Annotated in this window: 20 protein-coding genes; 11 read left to right on the forward strand and 9 right to left on the reverse strand. The window is 74.3% G+C overall.

Translation table 11 applies throughout. From position 1 onward, the window contains the following. Positions 1–214: 214 nt before the first annotated feature. On the forward strand, positions 215–898 hold the full coding sequence (locus ACH34Q_RS07235) for a DUF899 domain-containing protein (RefSeq protein ID WP_395981977.1): 684 nt from the start codon (positions 215–217) through the stop codon (positions 896–898). Between the two features lie 113 nt (positions 899–1011). Here the strand turns inward: ACH34Q_RS07235 and ACH34Q_RS07240 are convergent, their stop codons facing one another. Then, positions 1012–1557: a hypothetical protein gene (locus ACH34Q_RS07240; protein WP_395981978.1), complete on the reverse strand. Its 546-nt coding sequence runs from the start codon at positions 1555–1557 to the stop codon at positions 1012–1014. Between the two features lie 297 nt (positions 1558–1854). Between ACH34Q_RS07240 and ACH34Q_RS07245 the strand changes: the two genes are divergently transcribed. Next, a complete protein-coding gene (locus tag ACH34Q_RS07245; protein ID WP_395981979.1) occupies positions 1855–2685 on the forward strand; it encodes an NAD(P)-binding domain-containing protein in 831 nt (276 codons plus the stop codon). A 93-nt stretch (positions 2686–2778) separates the two neighbouring features. On the opposite strand, the gene ACH34Q_RS07250 is transcribed toward ACH34Q_RS07245, so the two are convergent. The 7 genes from ACH34Q_RS07250 to ACH34Q_RS07280 all read right to left on the reverse strand — a co-directional run bounded on the left by ACH34Q_RS07250 (position 2779) and on the right by ACH34Q_RS07280 (position 10455). Continuing rightward, positions 2779–3693 (reverse strand): hypothetical protein, encoded by a 915-nt coding sequence (locus ACH34Q_RS07250; RefSeq protein WP_395981980.1) that lies wholly within the window; start codon positions 3691–3693, stop codon positions 2779–2781. Continuing rightward, the gene (locus tag ACH34Q_RS07255) at positions 3690–4331 is read right to left on the reverse strand and encodes a neocarzinostatin apoprotein domain-containing protein (protein WP_395981981.1); all 642 of its coding nucleotides are present in this window, start codon (positions 4329–4331) and stop codon (positions 3690–3692) included. Before ACH34Q_RS07255 ends, ACH34Q_RS07250 begins: the two co-directional genes overlap by 4 nt. Before the next feature lie 16 nt (positions 4332–4347). Beyond that, positions 4348–5019: a neocarzinostatin apoprotein domain-containing protein gene (locus tag ACH34Q_RS07260; RefSeq protein ID WP_395981982.1), complete on the reverse strand. Its 672-nt coding sequence runs from the start codon at positions 5017–5019 to the stop codon at positions 4348–4350. Beyond that, positions 5016–6872 carry a hypothetical protein gene (locus ACH34Q_RS07265; protein ID WP_395981983.1) on the reverse strand — a complete coding sequence of 619 codons (1857 nt, stop codon included), beginning with the start codon at positions 6870–6872 and terminating at the stop codon, positions 5016–5018. The genes ACH34Q_RS07260 and ACH34Q_RS07265 overlap by 4 nt, the downstream gene beginning before the upstream one ends. Further along, on the reverse strand, positions 6869–8017 hold the full coding sequence (locus ACH34Q_RS07270) for a hypothetical protein (protein WP_395981984.1): 1149 nt from the start codon (positions 8015–8017) through the stop codon (positions 6869–6871). Before ACH34Q_RS07270 ends, ACH34Q_RS07265 begins: the two co-directional genes overlap by 4 nt. Then, a complete protein-coding gene (locus ACH34Q_RS07275; RefSeq protein WP_395981985.1) occupies positions 8014–9054 on the reverse strand; it encodes a WxL protein peptidoglycan domain-containing protein in 1041 nt (346 codons plus the stop codon). Before ACH34Q_RS07275 ends, ACH34Q_RS07270 begins: the two co-directional genes overlap by 4 nt. 72 nt (positions 9055–9126) lie before the next feature. Beyond that, the gene (locus tag ACH34Q_RS07280) at positions 9127–10455 is read right to left on the reverse strand and encodes a hypothetical protein (RefSeq protein ID WP_395981986.1); all 1329 of its coding nucleotides are present in this window, start codon (positions 10453–10455) and stop codon (positions 9127–9129) included. A 177-nt stretch (positions 10456–10632) separates the two neighbouring features. Here ACH34Q_RS07280 and ACH34Q_RS07285 point away from each other — a divergent pair, with 177 nt between their 5' ends. Then, entirely contained in the window at positions 10633–11307 is a 675-nt protein-coding gene (locus tag ACH34Q_RS07285) for a class E sortase (RefSeq protein ID WP_395981987.1), read from the forward strand. Between the two features lie 53 nt (positions 11308–11360). Continuing rightward, the gene (locus ACH34Q_RS07290) at positions 11361–12074 is read left to right on the forward strand and encodes a hypothetical protein (RefSeq protein ID WP_395981988.1); all 714 of its coding nucleotides are present in this window, start codon (positions 11361–11363) and stop codon (positions 12072–12074) included. Positions 12075–12088: 14 nt separating this feature from the next. Here ACH34Q_RS07290 and ACH34Q_RS07295 read toward each other — a convergent pair whose 3' ends face one another. Beyond that, positions 12089–12910, reverse strand: a complete 822-nt coding sequence (locus tag ACH34Q_RS07295) for an IclR family transcriptional regulator (RefSeq protein WP_395981989.1) — start codon at positions 12908–12910, stop codon at positions 12089–12091. Between the two features lie 159 nt (positions 12911–13069). Between ACH34Q_RS07295 and ACH34Q_RS07300 the strand changes: the two genes are divergently transcribed. The 7 genes from ACH34Q_RS07300 to ACH34Q_RS07330 all read left to right on the forward strand — a co-directional run bounded on the left by ACH34Q_RS07300 (position 13070) and on the right by ACH34Q_RS07330 (position 22344). Then, the gene (locus tag ACH34Q_RS07300; RefSeq protein ID WP_395981990.1) at positions 13070–14359 is read left to right on the forward strand and encodes a flavin reductase; all 1290 of its coding nucleotides are present in this window, start codon (positions 13070–13072) and stop codon (positions 14357–14359) included. A gap of 23 nt (positions 14360–14382) precedes the next feature. After that, positions 14383–15666 carry an acyl-CoA dehydrogenase family protein gene (locus ACH34Q_RS07305; RefSeq protein ID WP_395981991.1) on the forward strand — a complete coding sequence of 428 codons (1284 nt, stop codon included), beginning with the start codon at positions 14383–14385 and terminating at the stop codon, positions 15664–15666. Continuing rightward, positions 15663–17156: an aldehyde dehydrogenase family protein gene (locus tag ACH34Q_RS07310; protein ID WP_395981992.1), complete on the forward strand. Its 1494-nt coding sequence runs from the start codon at positions 15663–15665 to the stop codon at positions 17154–17156. Before ACH34Q_RS07305 ends, ACH34Q_RS07310 begins: the two co-directional genes overlap by 4 nt. Beyond that, positions 17153–18298 (forward strand): FAD-dependent oxidoreductase, encoded by a 1146-nt coding sequence (locus ACH34Q_RS07315; RefSeq protein WP_395981993.1) that lies wholly within the window; start codon positions 17153–17155, stop codon positions 18296–18298. Before ACH34Q_RS07310 ends, ACH34Q_RS07315 begins: the two co-directional genes overlap by 4 nt. After that, positions 18298–19722, forward strand: coding sequence for an aldehyde dehydrogenase family protein (locus ACH34Q_RS07320; protein WP_395981994.1), 1425 nt, complete (start codon positions 18298–18300; stop codon positions 19720–19722). The genes ACH34Q_RS07315 and ACH34Q_RS07320 overlap by 1 nt, the downstream gene beginning before the upstream one ends. A gap of 131 nt (positions 19723–19853) precedes the next feature. Then, entirely contained in the window at positions 19854–20834 is a 981-nt protein-coding gene (locus ACH34Q_RS07325; protein ID WP_395981995.1) for a hypothetical protein, read from the forward strand. A gap of 64 nt (positions 20835–20898) precedes the next feature. Continuing rightward, positions 20899–22344, forward strand: coding sequence for an MFS transporter (locus ACH34Q_RS07330; RefSeq protein WP_395981996.1), 1446 nt, complete (start codon positions 20899–20901; stop codon positions 22342–22344). Positions 22345–22393 lie beyond the last annotated feature (49 nt).

A 22393-nucleotide genomic window follows, 5' to 3' on the forward strand; every position in this document is an offset into this window, starting at 1 on the left:
CGACGGTGCAGGATCCGTCGAGCTTGCAGGGCACGGTGGGAGCGCAGCGGCCGCCGCGCTGCCGGACGCGTGGTCCGGCGAAGGACGCGGCGCGGGGGTCGGGCGCCCGCGTCTGACCACCACCGATGAGTTTCGCGCGCTCGTCTCGTCTACATGGATTGAGGCGCCGCCAGACCGGCACCCGATCGCTACGTAGGTGAGGAGAGATACCGAGATGACCGCCAAGTCCCTGCCTCCCGTTGTCGACGAGGACGGCTGGCGCCGTCGGCTCGACGAGCTGCGCACCCGCGAGAAGGCCGCCACGAGGGAGCTCGATGCCATCGCCGCCCAGCGACGGCGGCTGCCCATGGTGCGGCTGCCCGATTACACCCTGGAGGGACCGGACGGGCCCGTCCGGCTGGTCGATATCTTCGACGGGAAGAGCCAGCTGATCGTCTACCACCACATGTGGAATCCCGGCCAGAAGTGGCAGTGCCCGGGGTGCACCGGGTTCACGTCCCAATTCTGGAAGCTGGAATTCCTGGAGGAGTACGACGCCCGTTTCGTCATCATCACCCAAGGGCCGATCGACGAGGCCTTGGCGTACAAGCGGCGGACCGGCAACGCGATGGACTGGTACTCGACCGCCGGCAGCCCTTTCGGCGGCGACATGGGCGCGCCCCAAGGAGGCGGATTCGCGGTCAACGTCTTCCTGCGGGACGGCGACACCGCCTACCGCACCTGGCACACCGACGGCCGTGGCACCGAGCAGCTGAGCCACACGTTCCCGCTGCTCGACCTGCTCCCTTACGGCAGGCAGGAGGAGTGGCAGGACGTCCCGGAAGGCTGGCCACAGGCGCCGACGTACAGCCACTGGTGGAGTTCGGAGCGCTACGGCCGATACGGCGAGGAGGAGTAACGGGTTCCCGAGCCGAGGGCCGATGCCGTGGCTCGGCCCTCGGCTCGGGAGCGTCCCCGGGCCTACGCCCTCTCGTCTGGACGGGACGAGATCATCGGGTCGATAGGACGCTGTCAGGAGGTTCTGGAGCAGCTTTCGGTCCAGGGCCGGTCAGGACGGTAGTCGCCGGTGTGGCGCCAGTCGCCGGTCGCGTGCCACGTCCTATTGCCGGCGGAGCCCGTGGCGTGGCCGGGACGGCCGATCGGCTGGAGCCCGAAATTGCTGTAGAGGACGCCGGGATCGATGTCTCCGTACGCGCCGGCGTCGAAGTGCCCGACGGTCTTGGCGACGCCTTTCACGCCGCCGCCGGCTTCAGTGGTCTTGGTGTAGACACACGCCCACTTGTCGCCGAGGTTGATGGGGGTCTTGTTCGCCCAGGCCGGAACACCCGAACTGTAGGGCCCGTACCAGCCTGTACCGCCTCTGTCGCCGCCCACGTCGCTGCACCAGCTGAGCGGGCCGTAGGCCGGATCACTGAGCCAGGGCAGAGGGCACCAGATCCCATTGCCCATGTACTGGAAGTCTTTCGGGTCGGGTGCCGCGCTTGCGGGACCGGCGACGCCGACGACCATTGCCAGAGCGGCCGCGGTCGCGGCCAGAATGCGCTTGACGATGACCACGGAAATGCGAGCTCCCTTCGGACGGCCCCCGAGCGATGACCTTGCCACTGGATGCTGGAAAGGTCGGGATGCGCCTACGGTGCGTCGAAGGAAGGCGCTTGTCCAGAACGAGGAGGAATTGCGACGTTCCACTGGCAGGAAGCGGCCAGCCGGGCCTCCCCGAGGGTGCCGCCGCACTCAGGTCCGTACTGGATCGGGAACGTACGCCTGCCGCGCCGGACGATGACAGCGGCACGGGTACGAGGCGATCGTCCGCCGGGCCGGCCCGGCGGGTGCGATAATGGAAACGATGTTTCCATGGAGGTGCGCGTGCGGTACGTGATCATCGGGTGCGGCAATGTCGGGATGGAACTCGCGCGGCGGTGGGGGGCGGCAGGGCATGCCGTCACCGGGACGACGACGTCGCCCGAGCGGGTCGGGGAGCTGCGGGAGGTCTGCTCGGACGTCGCGGTGCTGCGCGGTTCCGACGAGGCGGCCGTGGCGGAGGCGGTACGGGGCGCGGACGCGGTGGTGCTGACCGTGAGCCCGCGCCTGTCGCGCTCCTTCGACGCGGCGGGGCGGATCGCCGAGTACGCCGACACGCTGGCGGCGAGCGCGCGGACGGCCGTGGCGGCGCATCCGCGCGTGGTGTTCACCAGCTCGACGTCGGTGTACGGAGCGGGCAGCGGGCCGCTGATCGACGAGGCCACCCCCACGACCGATGACGGGGACGCGTCGCCGCGCAACTTCGTCGCGGCGGAGGAGGCGGTGCTGTCCTCGGCGCGGGGGGCGGTGGTACGGATCCCCGACGTGTACGGGCATCCCCGGGACATCGACTACCCGGCCCGGATCCGGTTCGCGCACGAGGTGCTGGGCGGGAGCGTGCCGTTCTCGGCGGAGTCGCTGCTGTACCGGATCGACTACCGGGACGCGGCGGCGGCGCTCGGGTTCGTGGTGGGGCGGGAGCTCACCGGCGTCTACAACGCCGTACCGGACGGGACGGTGCCGCCGACGAACGCGGCGGCGTTCGAAGAGATCTGCGCGGCCGAGGGGCTGCCGGAGCTGGCCTACCGGGGCGAGATCCGTACCCCGGCCGTACCGGTGACGTCGGAGCGGCTGCGCGCGGCGGGGTTCGCCTTCGCGTACTGAGGCCGGGTGCCGTCCCGCCAAGCGGCCGGGCTCTTCCATCGCAGCCGAAGCCCGCTGAACCGGCGCTCCCGCGGGCCGCGGGAGCGCCGGCGGTCAGCGGACGTACCGCACCGTGACGGCGTCGTCCACCGCGTCCCCGATGTTCCAGAGCCAGACTCCCGACCAGGTGTCGCCCAGGACCGTCCGGAGGAACATGGCGCTCCAGCGCGCGGAGGCCTTGACGCTGGTCTCCTGGGACACCGTCTGCGGGGACGGGTCGGGGAGGGCGCCCGGCGGGTTCTGCGTGCCGGTGACGCCGTAGTGGTTGGCGCCCGTGACGGACACGAGCATCTTGGGCGGCGACTGGATGGCTCCGTAGGTGCCCTCGGCCGCCGCCGGCGGCGCCACACCGTCCGCCGTCCCCTGGACCAGGGCGACCGGGACGGTGTTGGCGACGGGCGGGTTGCCCGAGCCGCCGGGCGGGCTGTTGTTGGTGCCGAAGAACGCGGCGCCCTTCAGCTCGGCCGGCATGGTCGCGGGCGTACCGCAGAACGGCGGGACGCAGGCGCCCGTGGTCAGCGTCAGCCCGGCCGCGCCGCCGAACGAGTGGCCGAGCAGCACGAGCGAGCCGGTGTCGATCCTGCCGTTCAGCGGCGAGCCGCTCCGGGCGTCCTCGGTACGTGCCCAGGCCACGGTCCAGGACGCCTGGGCCTCCTCGGCGTACAGGCCCGGCTGCCCGAAGATGACCCGGTGGTGGTTGGGCACCACGACGGTGAAGCCGTACCCGGCCACCGCCCGGGCGTACGCCGCGTACGCGGACTTGTCCACGTTGGCGCCCTGGAGCAGCAGGGCCACCGGCAGGTCGGCCTTGATGTCGCCGGGGGCCGGCGCGTACACGTCGGCCGGGTCGCCGTTCACCGTGGTCGCGTACTGGATGGGTCCGGGCGCCGCCTCGGCCGGGGCCTGGAACGCGGCGACCGCGAGCACGGCCGTGGCGAGGGCGGCCCCGGCGGTCCAGCGGCGCCTCACGAACCACTCCTGCGGCGGCGCGGGATGATGAGGAGCGCCGCGCCACTGACCATGACCAGCGCGGAGGCGATCAGGGCGTAGGTGGGCAGGCCGTCGGGGCTGCCGGTGTTGGGCAGGGAGCCTCCGTCGCCACCGCCACCACCGGTCTCGCCACCGCCGCCGGTTTCCCCACCACCACCGCCGCCTCCCCCACCGCCGCCGGTGAAGGTGAGCGGGATCTCGGCGGTGTTGGCCTCCATGTTGGCGCCGAGCGCGGTGACGGCGATGACGCAGGCGCCCGCCTTGGACGCGCACGTGGCGCCCCCGGCCTTGGCGACCATCTTCAGCTTGGCCTCCTTGGCGCCGGCCTGGGTCAGGAAGTTGCCGCTGCTGTCCGAGGTGCCCCGGACGGCGGCGCCGGTGGCCTGCGCGGCGCAGTCGCTCGGCAGCTGGGGCTTGGGCTCGCACAGGCCGAGCGTCACGAACGTCTCGCCGGGGGTCAGGCCGGTCACCGTGACGGTGATGCTGTCCCCGGCCTTGAGGCCGGTGGTCTTGCTCGCGTCGATCTTCGGTGCGGCCAGCGCGGGCTGGGCGAGCGCCAGCACGCAGGCTCCGCTGAGCGCGGCGATGGTACCGGCACGCTTTCTGATGGTGGTCATGAATCGCTCCTTCTGGTCATCGGCTGCGGCGTTGGACGGCGGCGACGGCGGCTCCGGCGAGGATCAGCAGGGCCGCGGTGGCCGCCCAGAGCACGATCGACGGGCCGCCCGTACCCGGGCCCGCGGACGGCGCGGGCGCCGCCGCGGGTGCCTGGGTGGCGCCGCCCTTGAACGACGACCCCTTGAAGCCGACACGGACGACGGCGGTGTTGGCGTTGACGACGGCGGGCGGGTTGGTGGTGGGCAGGGGCGCGGCACCGATGACGCACTGGCGCGCCATGCAGTCGATGCCGTTGAACTTCGTGCGGGCCTTGAGCTTCACGGTGGGGAACGCGCCCTTGGCGTCGATGTTGACGAAGGTCGCGCCGCCGCCGAGATCGCAGTCCTTGAGGCCGTTGGTGTAGCCCTCCCGGCACAGCCCCACGGCCACCGACTTCAGCCCGGGCCGGAAACCGCTTCCGGTGACGGTGATCGCCTCCCCCTCGGAGAGGTCGGTGCCACGGCTGACCTGGAGCGCCGGCGCCGCGGCCCAGTGTGTGGAGGCCCCGTGTGTGGAGGCCCCGTGTGTGGAGACGCCGTGCGTGGAGGAGCCGTACACGGGAACGGCAGGTGCGGGGACGGCCTGTGCGGGCAGGGCCGCGCCGGTGAGCGGGGCCGCCACCAGCGCGGCGAGCGCGAACGCGATCACAGGGCGGAACCTCCGGTGCTGGAGGCCACCGGCGACGGCCGGCGGACCTCGGCGGGTACGGGATCGGGGAGTTCGGTGACGCGGTCATGGCCGACGGTGCAGGCGCGATCCGCGAGTGCCCGGGTCCCTGGCCCCGCCGGTCCGACGAGGACGACGGTGGTGCCGGTGGCGGCCAGGCGCCGCAGGACGGCGTGCGCGGCAGCGGCGCAGGGGCCGTCCGCGATGCCGTCCACCAGCAGCAGCCGGGGCCGGGCGAGCAGGGCCTCGGCGAGCGAGACCAGGCACCGCTCGGGCGCGTTGAGCGTCCCGGCGGCCTCGCCGCCGCGCCCGCGCAGTGCCGGGAACACCTCCAGCACGGAACGGGCGGCGTCCTCCGGCCGGGCGGCCCCCATCGCGCGGGCGTGGCCGGCGAGTCCCTCGGTGATCGGCAGCGCGTCCGGAACGCCCGGATCGGGGCCGGCGAGGTGGCACAGTCCCGGCCTCATCCGGCGCCGGGCGTCCCGTGACCCCAGGTCGGCGCCGTCGAGCAGCACCTTTCCCCGGAACGGGACGCGGCCCGCGAGTGCGGCCAGCAGCGCGCTCGCGCCGGGACCGGTGAGCGCGATGGTCTCCCCCGCCTCCGCCCTCACGTGGATCCGGCGGAGCCGGACCGGTCCCTTCGGGACCGTGAGGGCGCGGACCTCCAGAAAGGACGGCGCCCGCCGCACCTCCGGACCGCGCACGCGCAGGGCCAGGAGGGCGGCGAGGATCGGGGGGACGGCCGTCAGCGTCAGCGCGGATCCCTCGGCGAGCGTCCCCCGCAGGGCGGTGGCGCAGCCGTACCCCGCGAGGCCGCCGACCACGGCCGCGACGGCGGTGAGCCCGGCGGCGGGCAGGTGCCGTTCGTACGGCAGCGGGCGCAGCACGGCGGTGTCGAGCGCGGCGACGGCCAGGCAGGCGGCGGAGGTGGCGACCGCGAATCCGGCGGCGAGGAGCACCGGCCCGGTGGCGGTCGCCATCAGCACCGGCGCCGCCGCGCCGGCCAGCAGCAGCCACGGCAGGGTCCGCGACGCCTCCGCCGCCCGGCGCCCGATCACGACCAGGAGCACGGCGGGCGGCAGTGCCCATGCCAGGTGCCTGACCGGCTCATCGCCGATCAGGTTCCACCGGAAGAGCAGCAGGTGCAGCCCGCCCATGAGCGACGCGCCGACGATCCAGCCTGCCGCCAGGTAGGCGGGCAGGGCGGCGCGCACGTCTTTGACGGCGACGACGTCCCGAAGCCGGGCCACCGGCCGGGCGGGCAGTGCCGGGACGGCGTACGGGACCACGATCGAGGCGAGCGCCAGAAGTGCGGCGAGCACCCCCGCGAAGAGCAGGGCCGTACTGGGCGCGGCGGAGTAGGCCGTCGCGAGCCAGGCGGCGCCGGCCGCCCCGGCGAGCGCGCTGGCCTGGCACCAGGCGGGCGCACCGGGTGCCCGGACGGCCTGCGCCCGGGGCACCATGAGCAGCGGGGCGGCGAGGAGGCCGGCCAGCATCACGCCGGTCGCGAAGACCGGGACGGCGGGCACCAGGCCCGCAAGCGCGATCGCGAGGCAGGCGAGCGCGCCGGCGACGGCGGTGGTGCCGTGCGCGGGCAGGCGCCGCGCCGGCCACAGCACGAGCGGTATCCCGGCGCACGCGAGCAGCAGCCCGGTGAGCGACATGTAGATCACCACGTCACCGGGGACCTTCACGACGCCGCCGAGGGCGTCGGCGAGCAGCAGCACGGTGCCGCCTGCGAGCGTTCCTGCGGCGGGCACGGCGAGTCGGCCCGCCGCGGCGACGGTGGCGCGGCGCGGCGGCAGGGCCGGTGTTGTCATTGGCTTGGTGGTCATCGGCCACCCTCCCCGGCCAGGGCGAGGAACCGGTCCAGCGCCTCCAGGTCGACGGCCTCCACGCCGCCCCCGCGCCGTCCCTCCAGGTAGCCGATCAGCGCGTCCCGGTCGACCACGTACGCGCCCGACGGAGAGCGCGTCGCCGAGTCCAGGTAACCGATCAGGTCGGCGACCTCCACCACGGGCGCGCCGTCCGGAGCCGCCTGATGGATGGTCGCGGGGACCGCCGCGAGGCGGCGACGGCGGCGGGCCCTCGCCCGGCGGCCCAGCGCCAGCCGGATCCCGAGCAGCAGGAGCAGCACCGCCAGCAGGTTCACGCCGAGCAGCCCCCACGGATAGGTGCTGAAGGAGCTCTCGAACGGGACCGAGCCCGCGTACCGGCCGCCGACCACGAAGCGGCCGAACGAGGCGGGCGGCAGCTGCACCGGGATCCGGTACGTGACGGTCTGGCCGGGCCGGAGGGTACCGGTCGCGGGCGCGTCCAGCGGGCTGTCGGGCGTGTCCTCCGCGCCCCAGCCGACGACCAGCGGCGCGTCCACGATGGGTTCCGGGCCGGAGTTGCGGACCTGGAGCACCAGCGTGCGGCGCGGCGTACCGCCGAACAGCTCGCCGCGCTCCCCGCCGCCGACGATCTCCATACCGACCACGTCGGCGCGGACCGGTACGGCGTCGCGGACGATGCGCTCGACGCGGTGCCCCTCGACGGTGAACGGCGCGGTGGCCGTTGCCGGGGCGCCGGTGCCGCCCGGCATGGTCGCGACCCGTACGACGCAGGGGCAGGCGGCGGGCGGTGCCCCGACGGTGAGGCCGGCCTCGAACGTCCCGGCCGGGGCGACCATCGCGGTGACGCCGCGCTCGGTGTCGCAGTCGGCCGAGCCGTGCACCGCGCCGGCGCCGCAGATCTGGACCTGCACGGTCGTCCCGGGCGTCCACGCGCTGCCGCGTACCCGTGCCGATGTTCCCGCCGCAGCCCGGGTGGGCTGGATGCTCACGCCGGGGGCGGCCGCCTGGACCGTCCCGGGCCCGGCCTGCGCCGGCACCGTCTGCGTCGGCACGGTCTGCGCCGGCACGGCCTGCGCCGGAACGGCGAGCGCCGGGACCGCCAGCCCGGCGGCGAGCAGCGCCGTGAGCGCGTGGATCCTCACAGGAACACCCCCGTCTCATCGGGGCCGCCGAGGCCGGCCCGTTCCCGCCAGCGGCGGATCAGCCGGGGCAGCACCGACCACATCAGGAAGACCGACCCGGCCAGGACGATCAGTGCCGCCCAGGGCACCGTGGTGAAGCCGAACTGCGTGCGGGCCCGGATCCCGTTGCCGTCGGTCAGTTCCACCCGGACGGTCACCGCCTCGATCGGCGGGGTGCCGTTCCACGGCAGCGTGATCTCGGTGCGCTGGCCGGGCAGGATCTCCGGCAGCCGCCGGTCGGGCCACTGCTCGATCTCGCGGCCGAACAGGCCGGTGGCCCAGACCCGCGCGGTCGGCGCGATCCGCTGGTTGCCGGTGTTGACGACGGTGTAGCGGATCGTCCCCCGCCCCTCGTTCAGGAACGGGACCAGCGGCTCGGTCCGGGCGACGGTGAGCCCGTCGGGGCGCAGGCCGGGGGTCAGCGGGCCGCTGACCCGCAGGTAGACGCGGGCGCCGACGGCCCGCCGGATCCCGACGCGGGCGCCGCCGCTCTCCTGGACGCTCTCGACGGCGGTGTTCAGCGCGACGATGCCGCCGATGTGCTCGCCCGGGGTGGCGTGCGCGGGGACCTTCACGGTGAACGGGACCTCCTTGGCGGTACGCGCGGGGACCTTCAGGTCCGTGCTCTTCAGGGAGATCCAGGCACCGACGTCCCGGGCCTTCTCCTCGGCCGTGCGCAGCGCGAATCCCGCGTCCCTGGGCGTGTTGTAGGCGTCGGCCCCGTACAGGCGGAAGGTGATGGGGGCCGCGGTCAGGTTCGTGATCCGCACGGCGTCCCGGACGGTCTCGCCGGGCGGTGCCTCCAGCGCGAAGTTCGGCCGCGCGGCCAGGGCCGCGCTGCGGTTGACCGGGCCCACCGACCAGGACCCGTTCCCGTTCGCGGGGGCGGGCGCGGGCGGCGCCGCGGCCCCGCCCGGCGCCGCCGCGAGGGCGGCGCCGGGCGCGGTGGCCAGGGCTGCCGCCGCCGCGGCGGCGGCGATCCGGGATCGGGGGCTCATCGATCACCTCGCGATGGCGTCGAGCGGATGCGGGACGGTCGGGACAAGCTGACGGTCGGGACCGGGCGACGGTCAGGACAGGGTGAGGGTGAGAATGGCGGTGTAGCGGCCGGCGCCGGTGGTCGGCGGAATCGTGAGGTCGAGGCCGGCACCGGCGGTGAAGGTGCCGCCGGTGATCTGGCCGGCACCGTCCGGCGCGCCGCAGAGGGTCGCGGCCGTGGTGGTGCCGAGCGCGCCCGCGCTGCCGGGCGTGACGGTGCCGGATCCGGGGCCGGCGGTGCAGCTCGGGGTCCAGGACAGGTTCCCGGCCGGGATCTTCGTGCCGGCGGCCGAGCCGAAGTCGGTCAGCGTGCCGGTGAGCGACCATCCGGTGGTGCCGCCCCGCGCGTCGACGACCTCGACCTCCTTGAGCGAGCCGGTGGCGTTCTGCTCCGTGCCGTTCAGCGTGACCGGGGTCAGGTCGACCTCGCCCGGCTGCCGGGACATGGTGAGCGGGCCGCCGTTGACGGTCAGGTTGATCTTCTGTTCGGCGCATTCCGAGGCGGGCTTGTCGCCGCACTCACCCTCAGGCGGCGTCACCTTCTCCGTGACGGTCAGCGCGAGCCTCTTGGTGGCCGCGCCCTGGGCGATGATCAGGGTGCGGGCGCCGGCGGCGGCGGACTCGGCGATGGTCCCGGACGCGGTCAGCTTGCCCGCGGCGTCGGCCGAGGCCGTCACGCCGGTGAGGTCCTCCGGCTTGCAGGCGGCGCCGTTGGAGTCGCACAGCGACAGTTCCGCCGCGCCCGGCTGCCAGCCGGTGCCGGTGACGCTGAACGCGCCGCCCTGGGCGACGGTCGGCGGGTCGACCGAGGCGTCCGGCCCCTCCTGCCCGCCCTCCTCGACCGTGATGGTGGCGAGCGCCCCGGGGGCCGCCTTGGGCGTGCAGGTGATGGTCGCCTGGGCGCCGGCGTCGGCGAGGATCGACAGCCCGGCGGGCGCCAGGGTGACGTCACCGGGCGCGGTCAGCGTGACCTTGCCGGAGACCTTGCCGATCGGCAGCTCACCGAAGGCCGGGATCTCCTCGACCCGTTCGGGCGCCTTGATCGGGACGGTGCCCGACTGCGCCCCGGAGACGGTCAGTGACCCGGAGGTGGTCCATTTCTTGACGGGCAGCGGCGCCACCCCGGGAAGGTTGGAGAAGTCGGCCTCGACGCTCACCTCGTCCCCGACCCTCGCCGAGGCCGGGGCCGTCACCGTCACGGTGGCGTTGTAGTCGAACATGGTGCTGAAGATCTGGCACTGGTAGGGGACCTGTCCCGTACCGGCGTGCGCGGTACCCGCCGCCGCGACGGGGATCGCGACCGCGCCGGCCGCGGTGATGGCCGCGGCGGCGCCGCGCAGAACCGTTCGTGAGCGTCTCATCGTGTGTCGCCACTCCTCTCCGCCGCACTCCGTTTCGCACAGGGAAACAAAGTTTCGCAACGTGGACATAGCGAAGCCGCAGCGGACGCGCGATGTCAAGGGATGGCCCGTGCCGGAGACAGAATCGTTTCATTGTGGGGATCGCCGTTTCCCTTTCGCCGGGCTACGGTTCGGGCCATGCGCACGGTCCTGCGAAGCCTGGCCGAGATGTCGTTGACCGCCGGCCTCGTCCTCGCCATGTTCGTCGGCTACCTGTCCTGGGGGACGGGCGAGTACACCCACCGGCGGCAGGGCGACCTGCACGACGACCTCGAACGGCGGTGGAGCTCCGAGCGCGTCCGGAAGCTGGCCGGCACGGGGTCCCGCAGCGGCGGCAGTGGCGCCGCCGCGTCCCCGGCCGTGGCCGACGGCGCCGCGTTCGCCCTGCTGCGCGTGCCGAGGTTCGGTTCGTCGTACCGGTACGCGGTCGTGGAGGGCGTGGACGTCGCGGACCTGCGCAAGGGACCGGGCCACTACCCCGGAACGGCCGGGCCGGGCGAGGTCGGCAACCTGGCCATCGCCGGGCACCGCACCACCTACGGCGGGCCGTTCGAGCGCAACGGCGAGCTGGCACGCGGGGACGAGATCCTCGTCGACACCGCGACCACGACCTACGTCTACAAGGTGACCGGCCGGACCATCGTGCGGCCGAGCCGTACCGATGTCGCCGCGCCGGTACCGATGAAGCCGGGCCGCAAGCCGCGCAAGGCGATGCTGACGCTCACCACCTGCCATCCGAAGTTCTCGGCCGCCTACCGGCTGGTGGTCTTCGCGGAGCTGGCGGGCAAGCGGTCGCGCACCGCCGGTACCTGAACAGCCCGTGTTAACGTTCCCCACACCGAAACATCGTTTCCATAGCGAGGGGGATGGTCGTGGGGGCTCACGCGCACGGCTGGTGGATCCTGCTGCACCTGGTGCTCTTCGTCTTCTGGCTGGGCGGCGACCTCGGGGTCTTCTACTCCAGCCGGTACGTGCTCAGGCCCGATCTGACCCCGGCCGCCCGCGCCACCGCGCTCGGCGTCATGAGCGGGCTCGACCTCGGCCCGAAGGTCTGCCTGGTGCTGTTCCTGCCGAGCGGGGTGACGCTGATGGCGCTCGACCCGCACGGCGCCGAACTGTTCGGCATGCCCGCCTTCGGCTGGTGGCAGGTCACGCTGGTCTGGGTCTTCGCGCTGGCCTGGCTGGCGGCCACCGTCGCCGACCACCGCACGCACGGAAGGTTCCCGTGGGTGCGCCGCGCCGACTGGACGGTACGGATCGTCCTGGTCACGGCGCTGGCCGCCGTCGCGGGCTACACGCTGCTGGCCGACCGGCCGTTCGGTGTCGGCACCGATCCGCGCTGGCTCGGCGCCAAGCTGGCCCTGTACGCCGCGGCCATCGCCTGCGGGCTGGGCATCCGCGTCATGCTGCGCCCTTTCGGGCCCGCCTTCGGCGCGCTGATGAACGACGGGTCCACACCGCGGATCGAGCGCGCCCTCAAGCGCTCGGTGGACGGCTGCCTGCCGTACGTGTTCGGCATCTGGACGGCCGTCCTGGCCGCGGCCGCCCTCGGCGTCTTCAAGCCCGGCGCCGACCTCTGAGCGGTGGCCGGTCCTCAGCCGTCGTGGCCGAGCCGGCCGGAGATGCGGCTCGCGGCCTCCAGCAGTGGCGGCGCGCACTCGGCCATCCGGGCCTTGAACCGGGTCAGCGGGCCGGCCACGCTCACCGCCGCGATCACCCGGCCGTCATGGTCGAAGATCGGCGCGGCGATCGACGCGGTGCCCTCCTGCCGCTCGCCCTGGGACGAGGCGTACCCGCGCTTGCGGATCGCCGCCAGCTCCTTGCGCAGCCGGGACTCGTCGACGATCGTCCTGCCGGTGAGGGCCTTCAGCCCGTGCCGGCCCAGCAGCCCGTCGACCTCCACCGGGTCCAGGAAGGCCAGGATCGCCTTGGACGAGCTGCCCGCGTGCAGCGGGTACGGGATGCCGAGGCTGACGTCGACGCGCAGCTCGTGCGGCGGGACGACCTGGTCGACGTACAGCCGGGTGTCGCCCCGGCGGATCGACAGGGTGGTGGTCTCCCCCACCTCCTGGGAGAGGCGGCGCAGCTCGGGGGCGGCCATCGCGCGCAGGTCCATCCGGGCCAGGTAGGCGCGGCCGAGCCCGATCGCGGCGTGCCCGAGCGCGTACCTGCGCGACACCGGGTCGACGGTGATCAGGTCGCGGCTGCGCAGCGCGGTGAGGATGCGGTGCACGGCGGCCTTGGTCAGGTCCAGCTCGGTGGCGATCTCGGTCACCCCCAGGTCGGGGCGGCTGCTGCGGCCGAACAGCAGCAGCACGTCCATCGCGCGCTCGACGGCGGCGATCGACCGGCTCTGGCCCTCCCCTTCCTCGGCGGCGGGCGCGGGGGTGTTCTGGGAGGTCGCACTGCGCGACACGGCGGTTCCTTCCGACGGACCACGGAACAGCCGCAGTCTAGGGCATCGCGTTTCCCTTAGGGAAACACCATGCCCGATTCCGGCGTTGACACCCGATCCCGACGATCGTTACCGTGAGCGTGACGATGTTTCCTTTAGCGAAACGAAGGGCCCGATGCCGTGACGGTCGACGCGCAGACGTTCCGGGCGGTGCTGGGCCAGTGGCCGACCGGCGTCGCGGTCGTCACCACCACGGCGGGCGACCGCCGGCACGGCATGACGGCCAGCTCGTTCAGCAGCGTCAGCCTCGACCCGCCGCTGGTGCTGGTCTGCCTCGCCAGGGACATCCACACGCACGAGCTGATCGAGCGCAGCGGCGTGTTCGCCGTCAGCTTCCTCGGCAAGGACCAGGCCGCCGTCGGCCACCGGTTCGCCGGCCGCGACCCGGGCGACCGGTTCGCCGGCCAGCCGTGGACACCCGCGCCGACCGGCGCCCCCGTGCTCGGCGGGGCGCTGGCCTGGCTGGACTGCCGGGTCGCGCACGCCTACCCCGGCGGCGACCACACCATCTTCGTGGGCGAGGTGCTGGCGGCCGAGGTCTGCCGCCGCACCGCCCCGCTGCTCTTCCACTCCCGCGCCTGGGGCCAGCTCGCCGACCCGCTGCCGGACGAGGTGACGCTCGCCGACACCGGCCTGGCGGCCGCGCTGGACCGCCGGCTGCGCGGCTCCGGCTCCGCCCGGACCCGGGTCACCCCGGCCGGAGCGGCCCGGCTGCTGGACTCCGTCCGCGCGGCCGGAGTTCGTGTCCGGGTCCCGGCGACCGCCCTCCCCTTGCCCGGTCCGGCCGGCCGCGCCCGTGAGCCGGGTCCCGCGGCCCTCGGCCGCCCGTCCTGGTCGACGCTGGTCGAGGAGCCCGCACGGCTGCCGGCGCTGCCGCCCGGGGCCCCGGTCATGGTCGAGGTCACCGACGCCCCGGGCGCTCCCCGCCTGATCGGCGCGGCGCGCGAGCGCGGTCTCGCCGTGGTCGGACGCGTCCCCGACGCGTTCGCGCCCGCCAGGGAGGCCGAGGTCCTCGCCGCCGCCGACCGGCTGGTCGCGGCCGGCTGCGCCGAGGTCGCCCTGGACGAAGGCCCGGAGGCCGCCTCACCGCTGCAGGTCCGCAACCTGCTCCAGGAGGCGGTGCCCCGGACCCGCCCGGTGCCCCTGCGCGTGCGGCTGCGCGAGGCGTACGGGCTGGGACCGGCGAACGCGCTGACCGCCATGAAGAGCGGCGTGCGGCACTTCGACGCGACGCTCGGCGGCATCGACGGCGGGCTGTGCGCGGAGGACGTGCTGTTCCTGGCCGCCCGGCTCGGCGTCGCCGCACCGATCGACCGGGCCGCGCTGGTCGCGGCCGCCACGGACCTCGAGGCGATCTGGGGCTCGGTGCTGCCCGGCCGCACCTACCGCCTCGACCACCTCGCATCCTGACCACCCGAAGGGGGATCCAGCCGATGACCCAGCCGATGACGCTGACCGGCGAACGGCTCGTCGAGAACATGACCGGCGCCGAGCGCGAACGGGCCGCACGCGTGGAGTCGGTCCTGCCCGCGCTGCGCGAGGCCGCCGCCGCCGCGGACGCCGCCGCCGAGTTCCCGATCGGGCACGTGGCGCTGCTGCGCGAGGCCGGGCTGCTCGGCCTCGTGGTGCCCGCCGAGTACGGCGGGCTCGGCGGCGGGCTGCGCGACCTGGCCGCCGCCACCTACGCGATGGGCACCGCCTGCCCGTCGACCGCCCTGTCGTACTTCTTCCACAACACCAGCGCCTCGCGCGGCCTGCTCCCGCTGGAGGCGGTCGAGGCCGGGCTGTTCACCGGCGACGAGGAGGTCAAGCCGGTCCGGGCGTTCGCCGAGAAGGTGCTGAGCCGGATGGCCGCCGGGACCTGGATGGCCAACTTCGCCAGCGAGGAGGTCAAGAGCTCCAGCGCGAACATCGCCATCGCCACGACCGCCGTCCCGGCCGAGGGCGGCTGGGTCCTGAACGGGGTGAAGTCGTTCGGCTGCGCCACCGGGGTCGCCGACACCTACCTGGTGACCGCCCGCCTGGACGGTACGTCCGACGCCGACGGGCTGGCCCTGTTCCTGGTGCCGCGCGACGCGCCCGGCGTCGCGTCCCGTACCCCGTGGAACGGGCTGGGCATGCGCGCCTCCAACAACCACGGGGTGACGCTCACCGACGTGTTCATCCCGGCCGAGGAGGCGCTCACCGTCCCCGGCTCGTTCGTGCGGATGCTGCGGATGAGCCGGGGCAGCTTCGTCGGGAACCAGCTGGCCATCTCGGCCTGCTACCTCGGGACGGCGCAGACGGTGTACGACTTCGCCATCGACCGGCTCACCCGCAAGAAGTTCGCCGACTCCGGGCGCCCGATCGCGTCCTCCCCGATGCACCAGGTCATCATCGGGGACATGACCGAGCGGCTCGAGACGGCCTACCTCTGGATCCGCCGCCAGCTGGAGCTGGAGACCTCCGAGCCGCCGCTGCGGCCCAAGCCGGAGGTCTACCGGCAGTGGCGGATCGCCAAGGGCGACATCGCCGAGTCGTGCTTCCAGGTCGCCGTGGGCGCGTTCAAGGCCTGCGGTACCTCCGCCGCGATGATGGACGGCATCATCGGGCGCGCCATGCGCGACCTGGCGATGGGACTGGTGATGACGTTCCCGGCCGAGCGCGGCCGGCTCGAGGCCGCGCAGGTCGTGACCCAGGACCGGGAGACCGAGCTGTTCGCGAGCGTGCCCAAGTGATCCCGCCGCATCGCGACCTGGTCGACGGGGAATGGGCGGACGCCCCGCCCGGCGCCGGCCCGGTCCTGGAGGACCCGGCCACCGGTGCGGAGCTGGGCCCGTCCCCTGTCACCGGGGAGGAGCGCCTGGAACGGGCGCTCGCCGCCGCCGACAGCGCCGCCGGTGACTGGGCCGACGTCCCGGCCTCCGAACGGGCGGACCTGCTGGACGGGGTCGCCGCCGCCCTGGAGCCCGTGGTCGCCGAGATCACCGCCCTGGAGGCCGCGGCCACCGGCGTCCCGATCCGGCAGGCGGCCCCCCTCGGCGTGATCGTGACCGGTGCGTTCCGGCTGGCCGCCGAGCAGTTGCGCGGCGGCGGCCTGGACGCGGCGTTCACCCGCGAGGACGGCCGGGCGGTCGAGGTGCGGCGGCTGCCGTGGGGTCCCGCCCTGTGCCTGGTCCCGTGGAACGCCCCGGCGCCGATGGCCGCGCACAAGGTCGCCAACGCGCTGGCGGCCGGGTGCCCGGCGATCCTCAAGCCCAGCGAGTACGCCCCGTACGGGAGCCAGCGGTTCGCCGAGGCCGTCGCGGGCGCGCTCGCGGAACGCGGCGTCCCCGACGGTGTCTTCCAGTTCGTCCACGGCGACGGGAGCACCGGCGCGCGGCTGACCGGCGATCCCCGGATCCGGGCCGTGTCGTTCACCGGCGGGGCCGCCGGCGGCGGGTCGGTGGCCGCCGCCTGCGCCGCCGGGATCAAGCCCGTCCAGCTGGAACTGGGCGGCAACAACCCGCTGGTCGTCATGCCGGACGCCGGCATCGGGCGCGCCGCACGCGCCGCCGTGGACCTGCTCACCACCCTGAACGGCCAGTGGTGCCGGGCCCTCGGCCGCCTGATCGTGCCGGCGGAGGCCCAGGACGCACTGCTGGAGGCGATCGGCGAGCGGCTCGCGGCCCTGCGCGCGGGCCCGCCCCTGGATCCGGAGACCGACCTCGGACCGCTGGTCCACTCCCGGCACCGCGCTCACGTCGCCGATCGCCGCGACGCGCTCGGCGGCCGGATCCTGGCCACCACCAAGGTCCCCGACCAGGGCAACTACCTGGCGCCCGCGCTGGTCACGGGGGTGGACCCGGCGGCCGCCATGGAGGAGATCTTCGGGCCGGTCGCGACCGTCCACCCGTACCGCACGCTCACCGAGGCCGTCGCGCTGGCCAACGGCACGGCGTACGGGCTGGAGGCGTACGTGACCGGTACCGACGAGGACGCGGCGCTGGCCGTCGCCCGCCGGATCCGCGCCGGCGAGGTCAAGGTCAACGGCTCCAGCGTGCTGAGCCTGCACCTGTTCGCGCCGCGCCCCGCGTGGGGGGCGTCCGGGCTGGGCGAGGAGGGCACCGCCGAGACGCTTCACTTCTTCACCAACCCGCGCGTCGTCGGCGTCGAGGACGGCTTCGCACTGCACTCCAGGGACAGGCTGCACTCCAGGGAAACGCCGCACTCCAGGGAAACGCCGTGACGCGGGTGCTGGTCGCCGGGGCGGGGCCGGTCGGGCTGACCGCCGCGCTGGCCCTGGCCCGGCGCGGCGTACCGGTCACGGTCCTGGAGGCGGGCCCGGACCTGGCGGCGGAGTCGCGCGCCTCCACGTTCCATCCGCCGTCCCTGGAGATGCTGGCCGATCTCGGCGTGCTCGACGCGCTGCTGGAGCGCGGCCTGGTCTCGCGGACCTTCCAGTACCGGGAGCGGCGCGGCGGGATCATCGCCGAGCTGGACCTGTCGGTGCTGGCGGGCGACACCCCGTACCCGTTCCGCGTGCAGTGCGAGCAGAGCAAGCTCACCCCGATCCTGCGGGACCGGCTGCTCGCGGCGGGCGGCGAGGTGCGCTTCGGCGCCGACGTCCGGTCGGTGCTGCCGCACGCGGGCGGGGTGGAGATCAGCACGGCGGACGGCGAACGGTTCCGCGGCGGCTGGCTGATCGGCGCGGACGGCGCGGGCTCGGCGGTACGACACGCCCTGGGAGTGCCGTTCGAGGGCATGACGTACCCGGAACGGTTCCTGGTCGCCTCGACCCGTACCGACGTCGCGGAGCTGCTGCCCGGCATCGCCGCTGTGAACTACGTCTTCGACCCGGACGAGTGGCTGGTGATGCTGCGCACGCCCGACCACTGGCGGGTGCTGTTCCCGACGCCGGAGGGCACCGGCGACGGCGACGAGCTCAAGCGGCTTCCGGACCGGCTCCGCGGCGTCGCCGACACCTCGTGGGACGTCGCGCACGCCACCCTCTACCGGGTGCACCAGCGGATCGCCGGAACGTTCCGGCACGGCCGGGTGCTGCTGGCCGGGGACGCTGCGCACGTCAACAACCCGCTCGGCGGAATGGGCATGAACAGCGGCATTCACGACGCCGTGCTGATGGCGGACGCGCTCGCCGCCGTCATCGAGGGCGGCCCCGACGAAGCGCTCGACGCCGTGGCGGAGGCGCGCCGCGAAACGGCGCGGACCTTCGTGCAGCGCGCGACGCACGCCAACTGGGAGCGGCTCCGTTCCGGCGATCCGGCCGAGTACCACGGCGAGCTGCGGAAGCTGGCCGGCGACCCGGTGGAGGCGCGGCGGTACCTGCTGCGCAGCTCCATGATCGCCTCACTGCGCGACGTGGCCTGATGCCGGCCGAGATCGTCCGGGAGAACCCGGCCCGGTCGGCGGAGATCGTGGGCCGCGTCCCCGTGGCGGACGCGGCCGAGGTGGACCGGGCCGTCCGCGCCGCCACCGAGCGGCAGCGCTCCTGGCGCGACGTGCCCGCCGAGGAGCGGGCCATGGTCCTGCGCCGGGCCGCCGACGCGATCGAGGCCATGCCGGGCACGGCGGTCCTGCTGGCCCGCGAGACCGGCAAGCCGCTGGCCGACTGTGCGGGCGAACTGCGGTTCTCCGTCGCGTACCTGCGCTGGGCCGCCGCGCACGCGCCCGCCGCGTACGCCGACCGCGAGACCGACGACGCGGCCGGACGGCTGGTACTGCGGCGCCGCCCGTACGGGGTTGTCGCGGCCATCACGCCGTGGAACGCGCCGATCGTCCTCGCCCTGCTCAAGGTCGGCCCGGCGCTCGCGGCGGGCAACACCGCCGTGGTCAAGCCGTCTCCGCTGGCACCGCTGACGATCACGAAGGTGCTGGCCGCGTTCCCGGCAGGGCTGGTGCACGTCGTACACGGTGGCGCCGAGGCGGGCCGCGCGCTGGTGGGACATTCGGCGGTCCACCGGGTCGCCTTCACCGGCGGTGCCGAGGCCGGCCGCGCCATCGGGGCGGCCGCCGCCAGGGCGCTCACACCGGCGGTGCTCGAGCTGGGCGGCAACGACCCGGTCGTGCTGCTGGACGACGCGGACCTGTCCGACGCGGCGATGGACCGGCTGGTGATGGCCTCCTTCGCCACCGCCGGGCAGGTCTGCATGGCGGCCAAGCGGCTGTACGCGCCACGCGCGCGGCTGGCCGAGATCCGCGAGGCGTACCTGGCTGCGGCGGAACGGGTGCTGGTGCTCGGCGACCCGCTCGCCGAGGGGACGACGGTCGGCCCGGTCGTCTCGGCGCCGGCCGCGGACCGGGTCCGGGCGCTGATCGCCGGCTCGGCGGAACGGGGCGGCACCGTCACCGAACTGGGCGCGGTACGTGTCGAGCTGGAACGGGGCCACTTCGTCCGGCCGGTACTGGTCATGGACGTGGCCGACGACGCCCCGGTGGTGGCCGAGGAGCAGTTCGGCCCCGTCGTGCCGCTGCTGGCCTATGACACCGAGGACGAGGCGGTGGCCCGTGCCAACGCGGGCGATCTCGGCCTCGGCGCCTCGGTCTGGTCGGCCGACGAGGAGCGCGCGTTCGCGTTCGCCCGCCGCTTCGAGGCGGGCTTCACCTTCGTCAACACCCACAACCGCACCGGAATGGCGCTGCACGCCCCGTTCGGCGGGGTGAAGCGCAGCGGCCACGGCCGCGAGTACGGCGTCGAGGGGCTGCTGGAGTACGTGCAGACGTGCGCCGTCCACGCCCCCGCCGCGTTCCGCGCGGGCGGCCGCGGAATGGCCGCGGGCGCCTACCCCGCGTGACGGCCCGCCCCAGCGTTACCGAATCGCGTTCCACACCTCTTGCCTTCCGTCCCCTGCCACCGCTTAATGGAGGCACCATTGGAAACGCCGTTTCCCTATAGGAAACAGCGTCGGTTGCCTTCGGAGGCAGCATGCGCGCCGTCCATGCCATCCGCACCCTCGCCACGGCCAGCGCCGCCGCACTCGCGGTCACCGCACTCGGCCCCATCGCCCCCGCCCAGGCCGCGGTCACCCGCGTCCAGACCACCGTCGAGATCCGCTGCGCGTTCACGATGCTGAACCAGAGCGCCGACTGGTACCTCCCGGCGGGCCAGCCGAAGGGGCTCGTCTGGCTCCAGCACGGCTTCGTCCGCGCCAACGACCACGTCGCGGACCTCGCCGGGAAGTACGCCTCGGCCGGCTACCTGGTCTTCGCGCCCACGCTGCCCTCGGCCCACTGGCTGGGCTGCACGCTGCAGAACATCGGCAACAACACCGAATTCCTCGGCAATGTCGCCGACCTGTTCGGGAAGATGGCCGACCCATCCGACAAGCTCGGGCGCAGCTTCGCCAGGGCTAAGGCGGACGCGGGCCGGCCGGAGCTCACCCTGCCCGACAAGCTCGTCTTCTCCGGGCACTCGGCCGGCGGCGAGGCCGTCACCTACGTCGCGGGCCGGATCCGCGCCGACCACCCGGCCGCGTGGTCGCGCGTGCGCGGCCTGGTCCTGCTGGACCCGGTGAAGTCGTTCATCGGCAGCAATCTCAACACCGGCCTGGACGCGATGCGCGGGACCGGGCGCACGGTCCGTACGATCTCCGCGCCCGACGGCACCTGCAACAACAGCGGCAGCGGGACCGACGCCGTCCAGGCCAAGGTGAGCGGGCCGTTCGTCGGCGTCCGCCTCACCGGCGGCGCGCACACCGACGCCGAGGGCGCCAGCACCGACACCGTGGGCACCGTCGCCTGCGGTACGCCCAAGGCCGCCAACATCGCGATCCTGCAGACGTTCGCGGGCGCCTGGGCCAAGGACGCCTTCGACGGCACCCAGACGCCCGCGTACCTGCCCGGCGGCTCCTACTACCAGGGCCTGCTGAACGGCGGCCAGATCGAGACGCTCGCCGGCGCCTCCTGACCGCGCCCCCCGACCGGGGGATTCCGCACCACTCGCAGCTGTTCCACTGAGAGAACGGGGCACGATGAGCGCCACGACCGAACCCTCACCGGCCCCGCTCCCCAGGATCACGGCGTACGCCGGGCGGCCGCCGGTCCCCGTCGATCCGGGGCGCGCCGCCCCGTTCGGCTGGTGGCCGGCGGCCTGCATCGCCCTGGTGGCGCTGATCGACCGGGTCGAGGCCAACCTGATGGCGGGGGCACTCCCCCGCATCCAGGAGGAGTTCGGCTTCTCCGACACCGCCGGCGGCGCCATCGCCACCGCCGCCGCCCTGGCCGGGGTGATCCTCCTCATCCCGGCCGGGCGGCTCGCGGACCGCACCCGGCGGACCTGGACCATCGCCGCCGTCGTGGCGATCTGGTCGGTCCTGACGCTGGGCAGCGGTCTGGTCCAGTCGTACGCGATGCTGTTCACGGTCCGGGTCTTCCTCGGCGGCGCCGGACTGCTCTACAACCCCTCGGGCTCCAGCCTCATCGCCGACTACTACCCGGGCCCAGGCCGGGCCCGCGCGTACGGGCTGGAGCGCTTCGCCTACTACTCCGGCCTGCCGCTGGGCATCATGGCGGGCGGCGCCCTGGCCCAGGCGTTCGGCTGGCGCATGATGTTCTTCCTGGTGGCCATACCAGGCGCCGTCATCGCGCTGCTCTGCCTGACCATCCGGGAGCCTGTACGCGGCCTGGGCGACCGCATCGAAGCCATGCGCGCCGACGCCGCGGGTGCCACGCCCGACGCTTCCCCGGACGCCGCACCAGCACCCGCACCGGCAACGGCACCGGCACCGGCAACGGCGGAAACCGCGGGACCTGCGGTAGCGGCGCCCAAGGAGCCGATGGCCGCGCAGCTGCGCACACTGCTGGCGATCCCCACGCTGCGTTCGGTGGTCCTGGGTCTGACGATGCTGTTCTTCGGGCTCGGCGGTCTCTTCTACTGGATGCCCAGCTACTACCAGCGCGCCTACGACCTGGCCGAAGGCCCGGCGGCGGCCATCGCCGGAGGCGTGGGACTGGCCGGGATGGTCCTCGGCACCCTGCTGGGCAGCCGGTACGGGGATCGGCGGCACGGACTGTCCCCCGGCTGGCGGGTCCACATCGGCGCGATCGGCCTGGCGGTCGGCACCGCGGGCCTGGCGGGGGCGGTGCTGATCCCGGCGCTGCCCGGGCAGATCGCGTTCTACTTCCTGGCCAACACCGGCTTCTCCATCGCGATCCCCAACCTCACGGCGGCCACCGCCGACGTCGTCAGCGCCGGCCGCCGGGGGATGGGGTTCGCGGTGCTCCAGTTCCTGATCACGCTGGGCGGCGCGGCGGGACCGCTCATGGTGGGCGCGGCCTCCGACCTGACCGGCTCGCTGCGCGGCGCGTTCACCGTCCTGCTGCTGCCGCTGCTGGCGGGCACCCTGGTCACCTTCGGCGGGCGGCGGCACTACGACGCCGACGCCGCCCACGCCCTCCCGCCCGCCACCCCCCGTTGACTCGTGGCGTGTTCGCCTCCACGGGCGGCGCCATGGGCGAACACGCCAC

The organism is Actinomadura sp. 9N407, assembly GCF_044326315.1.
GTDB lineage: Bacteria > Actinomycetota > Actinomycetes > Streptosporangiales > Streptosporangiaceae > Spirillospora.

Excerpts from the sequence above, each read along its gene's own strand:
- ACH34Q_RS07245 (WP_395981979.1), top strand. The coding sequence starts at position 1,855 with ATGGAGGTGCGCGTGCGGTACGTGATCATCGGGTGCGGCAATGTCGGG.
- ACH34Q_RS07325 (WP_395981995.1), top strand. The coding sequence starts at position 19,854 with ATGCGCGCCGTCCATGCCATCCGCACCCTCGCCACGGCCAGCGCCGCC.
- ACH34Q_RS07330 (WP_395981996.1), top strand. The coding sequence starts at position 20,899 with ATGAGCGCCACGACCGAACCCTCACCGGCCCCGCTCCCCAGGATCACG.
- ACH34Q_RS07235 (WP_395981977.1), top strand. The coding sequence starts at position 215 with ATGACCGCCAAGTCCCTGCCTCCCGTTGTCGACGAGGACGGCTGGCGC.
- ACH34Q_RS07255 (WP_395981981.1), bottom strand. The coding sequence starts at position 4,331 with ATGACCACCATCAGAAAGCGTGCCGGTACCATCGCCGCGCTCAGCGGA.
- ACH34Q_RS07280 (WP_395981986.1), bottom strand. The coding sequence starts at position 10,455 with ATGAGACGCTCACGAACGGTTCTGCGCGGCGCCGCCGCGGCCATCACC.
- ACH34Q_RS07305 (WP_395981991.1), top strand. The coding sequence starts at position 14,383 with ATGACCCAGCCGATGACGCTGACCGGCGAACGGCTCGTCGAGAACATG.
- ACH34Q_RS07275 (WP_395981985.1), bottom strand. The coding sequence starts at position 9,054 with ATGAGCCCCCGATCCCGGATCGCCGCCGCCGCGGCGGCGGCAGCCCTG.
- ACH34Q_RS07265 (WP_395981983.1), bottom strand. The coding sequence starts at position 6,872 with ATGACCACCAAGCCAATGACAACACCGGCCCTGCCGCCGCGCCGCGCC.
- ACH34Q_RS07285 (WP_395981987.1), top strand. The coding sequence starts at position 10,633 with ATGCGCACGGTCCTGCGAAGCCTGGCCGAGATGTCGTTGACCGCCGGC.
- ACH34Q_RS07290 (WP_395981988.1), top strand. The coding sequence starts at position 11,361 with ATGGTCGTGGGGGCTCACGCGCACGGCTGGTGGATCCTGCTGCACCTG.
- ACH34Q_RS07320 (WP_395981994.1), top strand. The coding sequence starts at position 18,298 with ATGCCGGCCGAGATCGTCCGGGAGAACCCGGCCCGGTCGGCGGAGATC.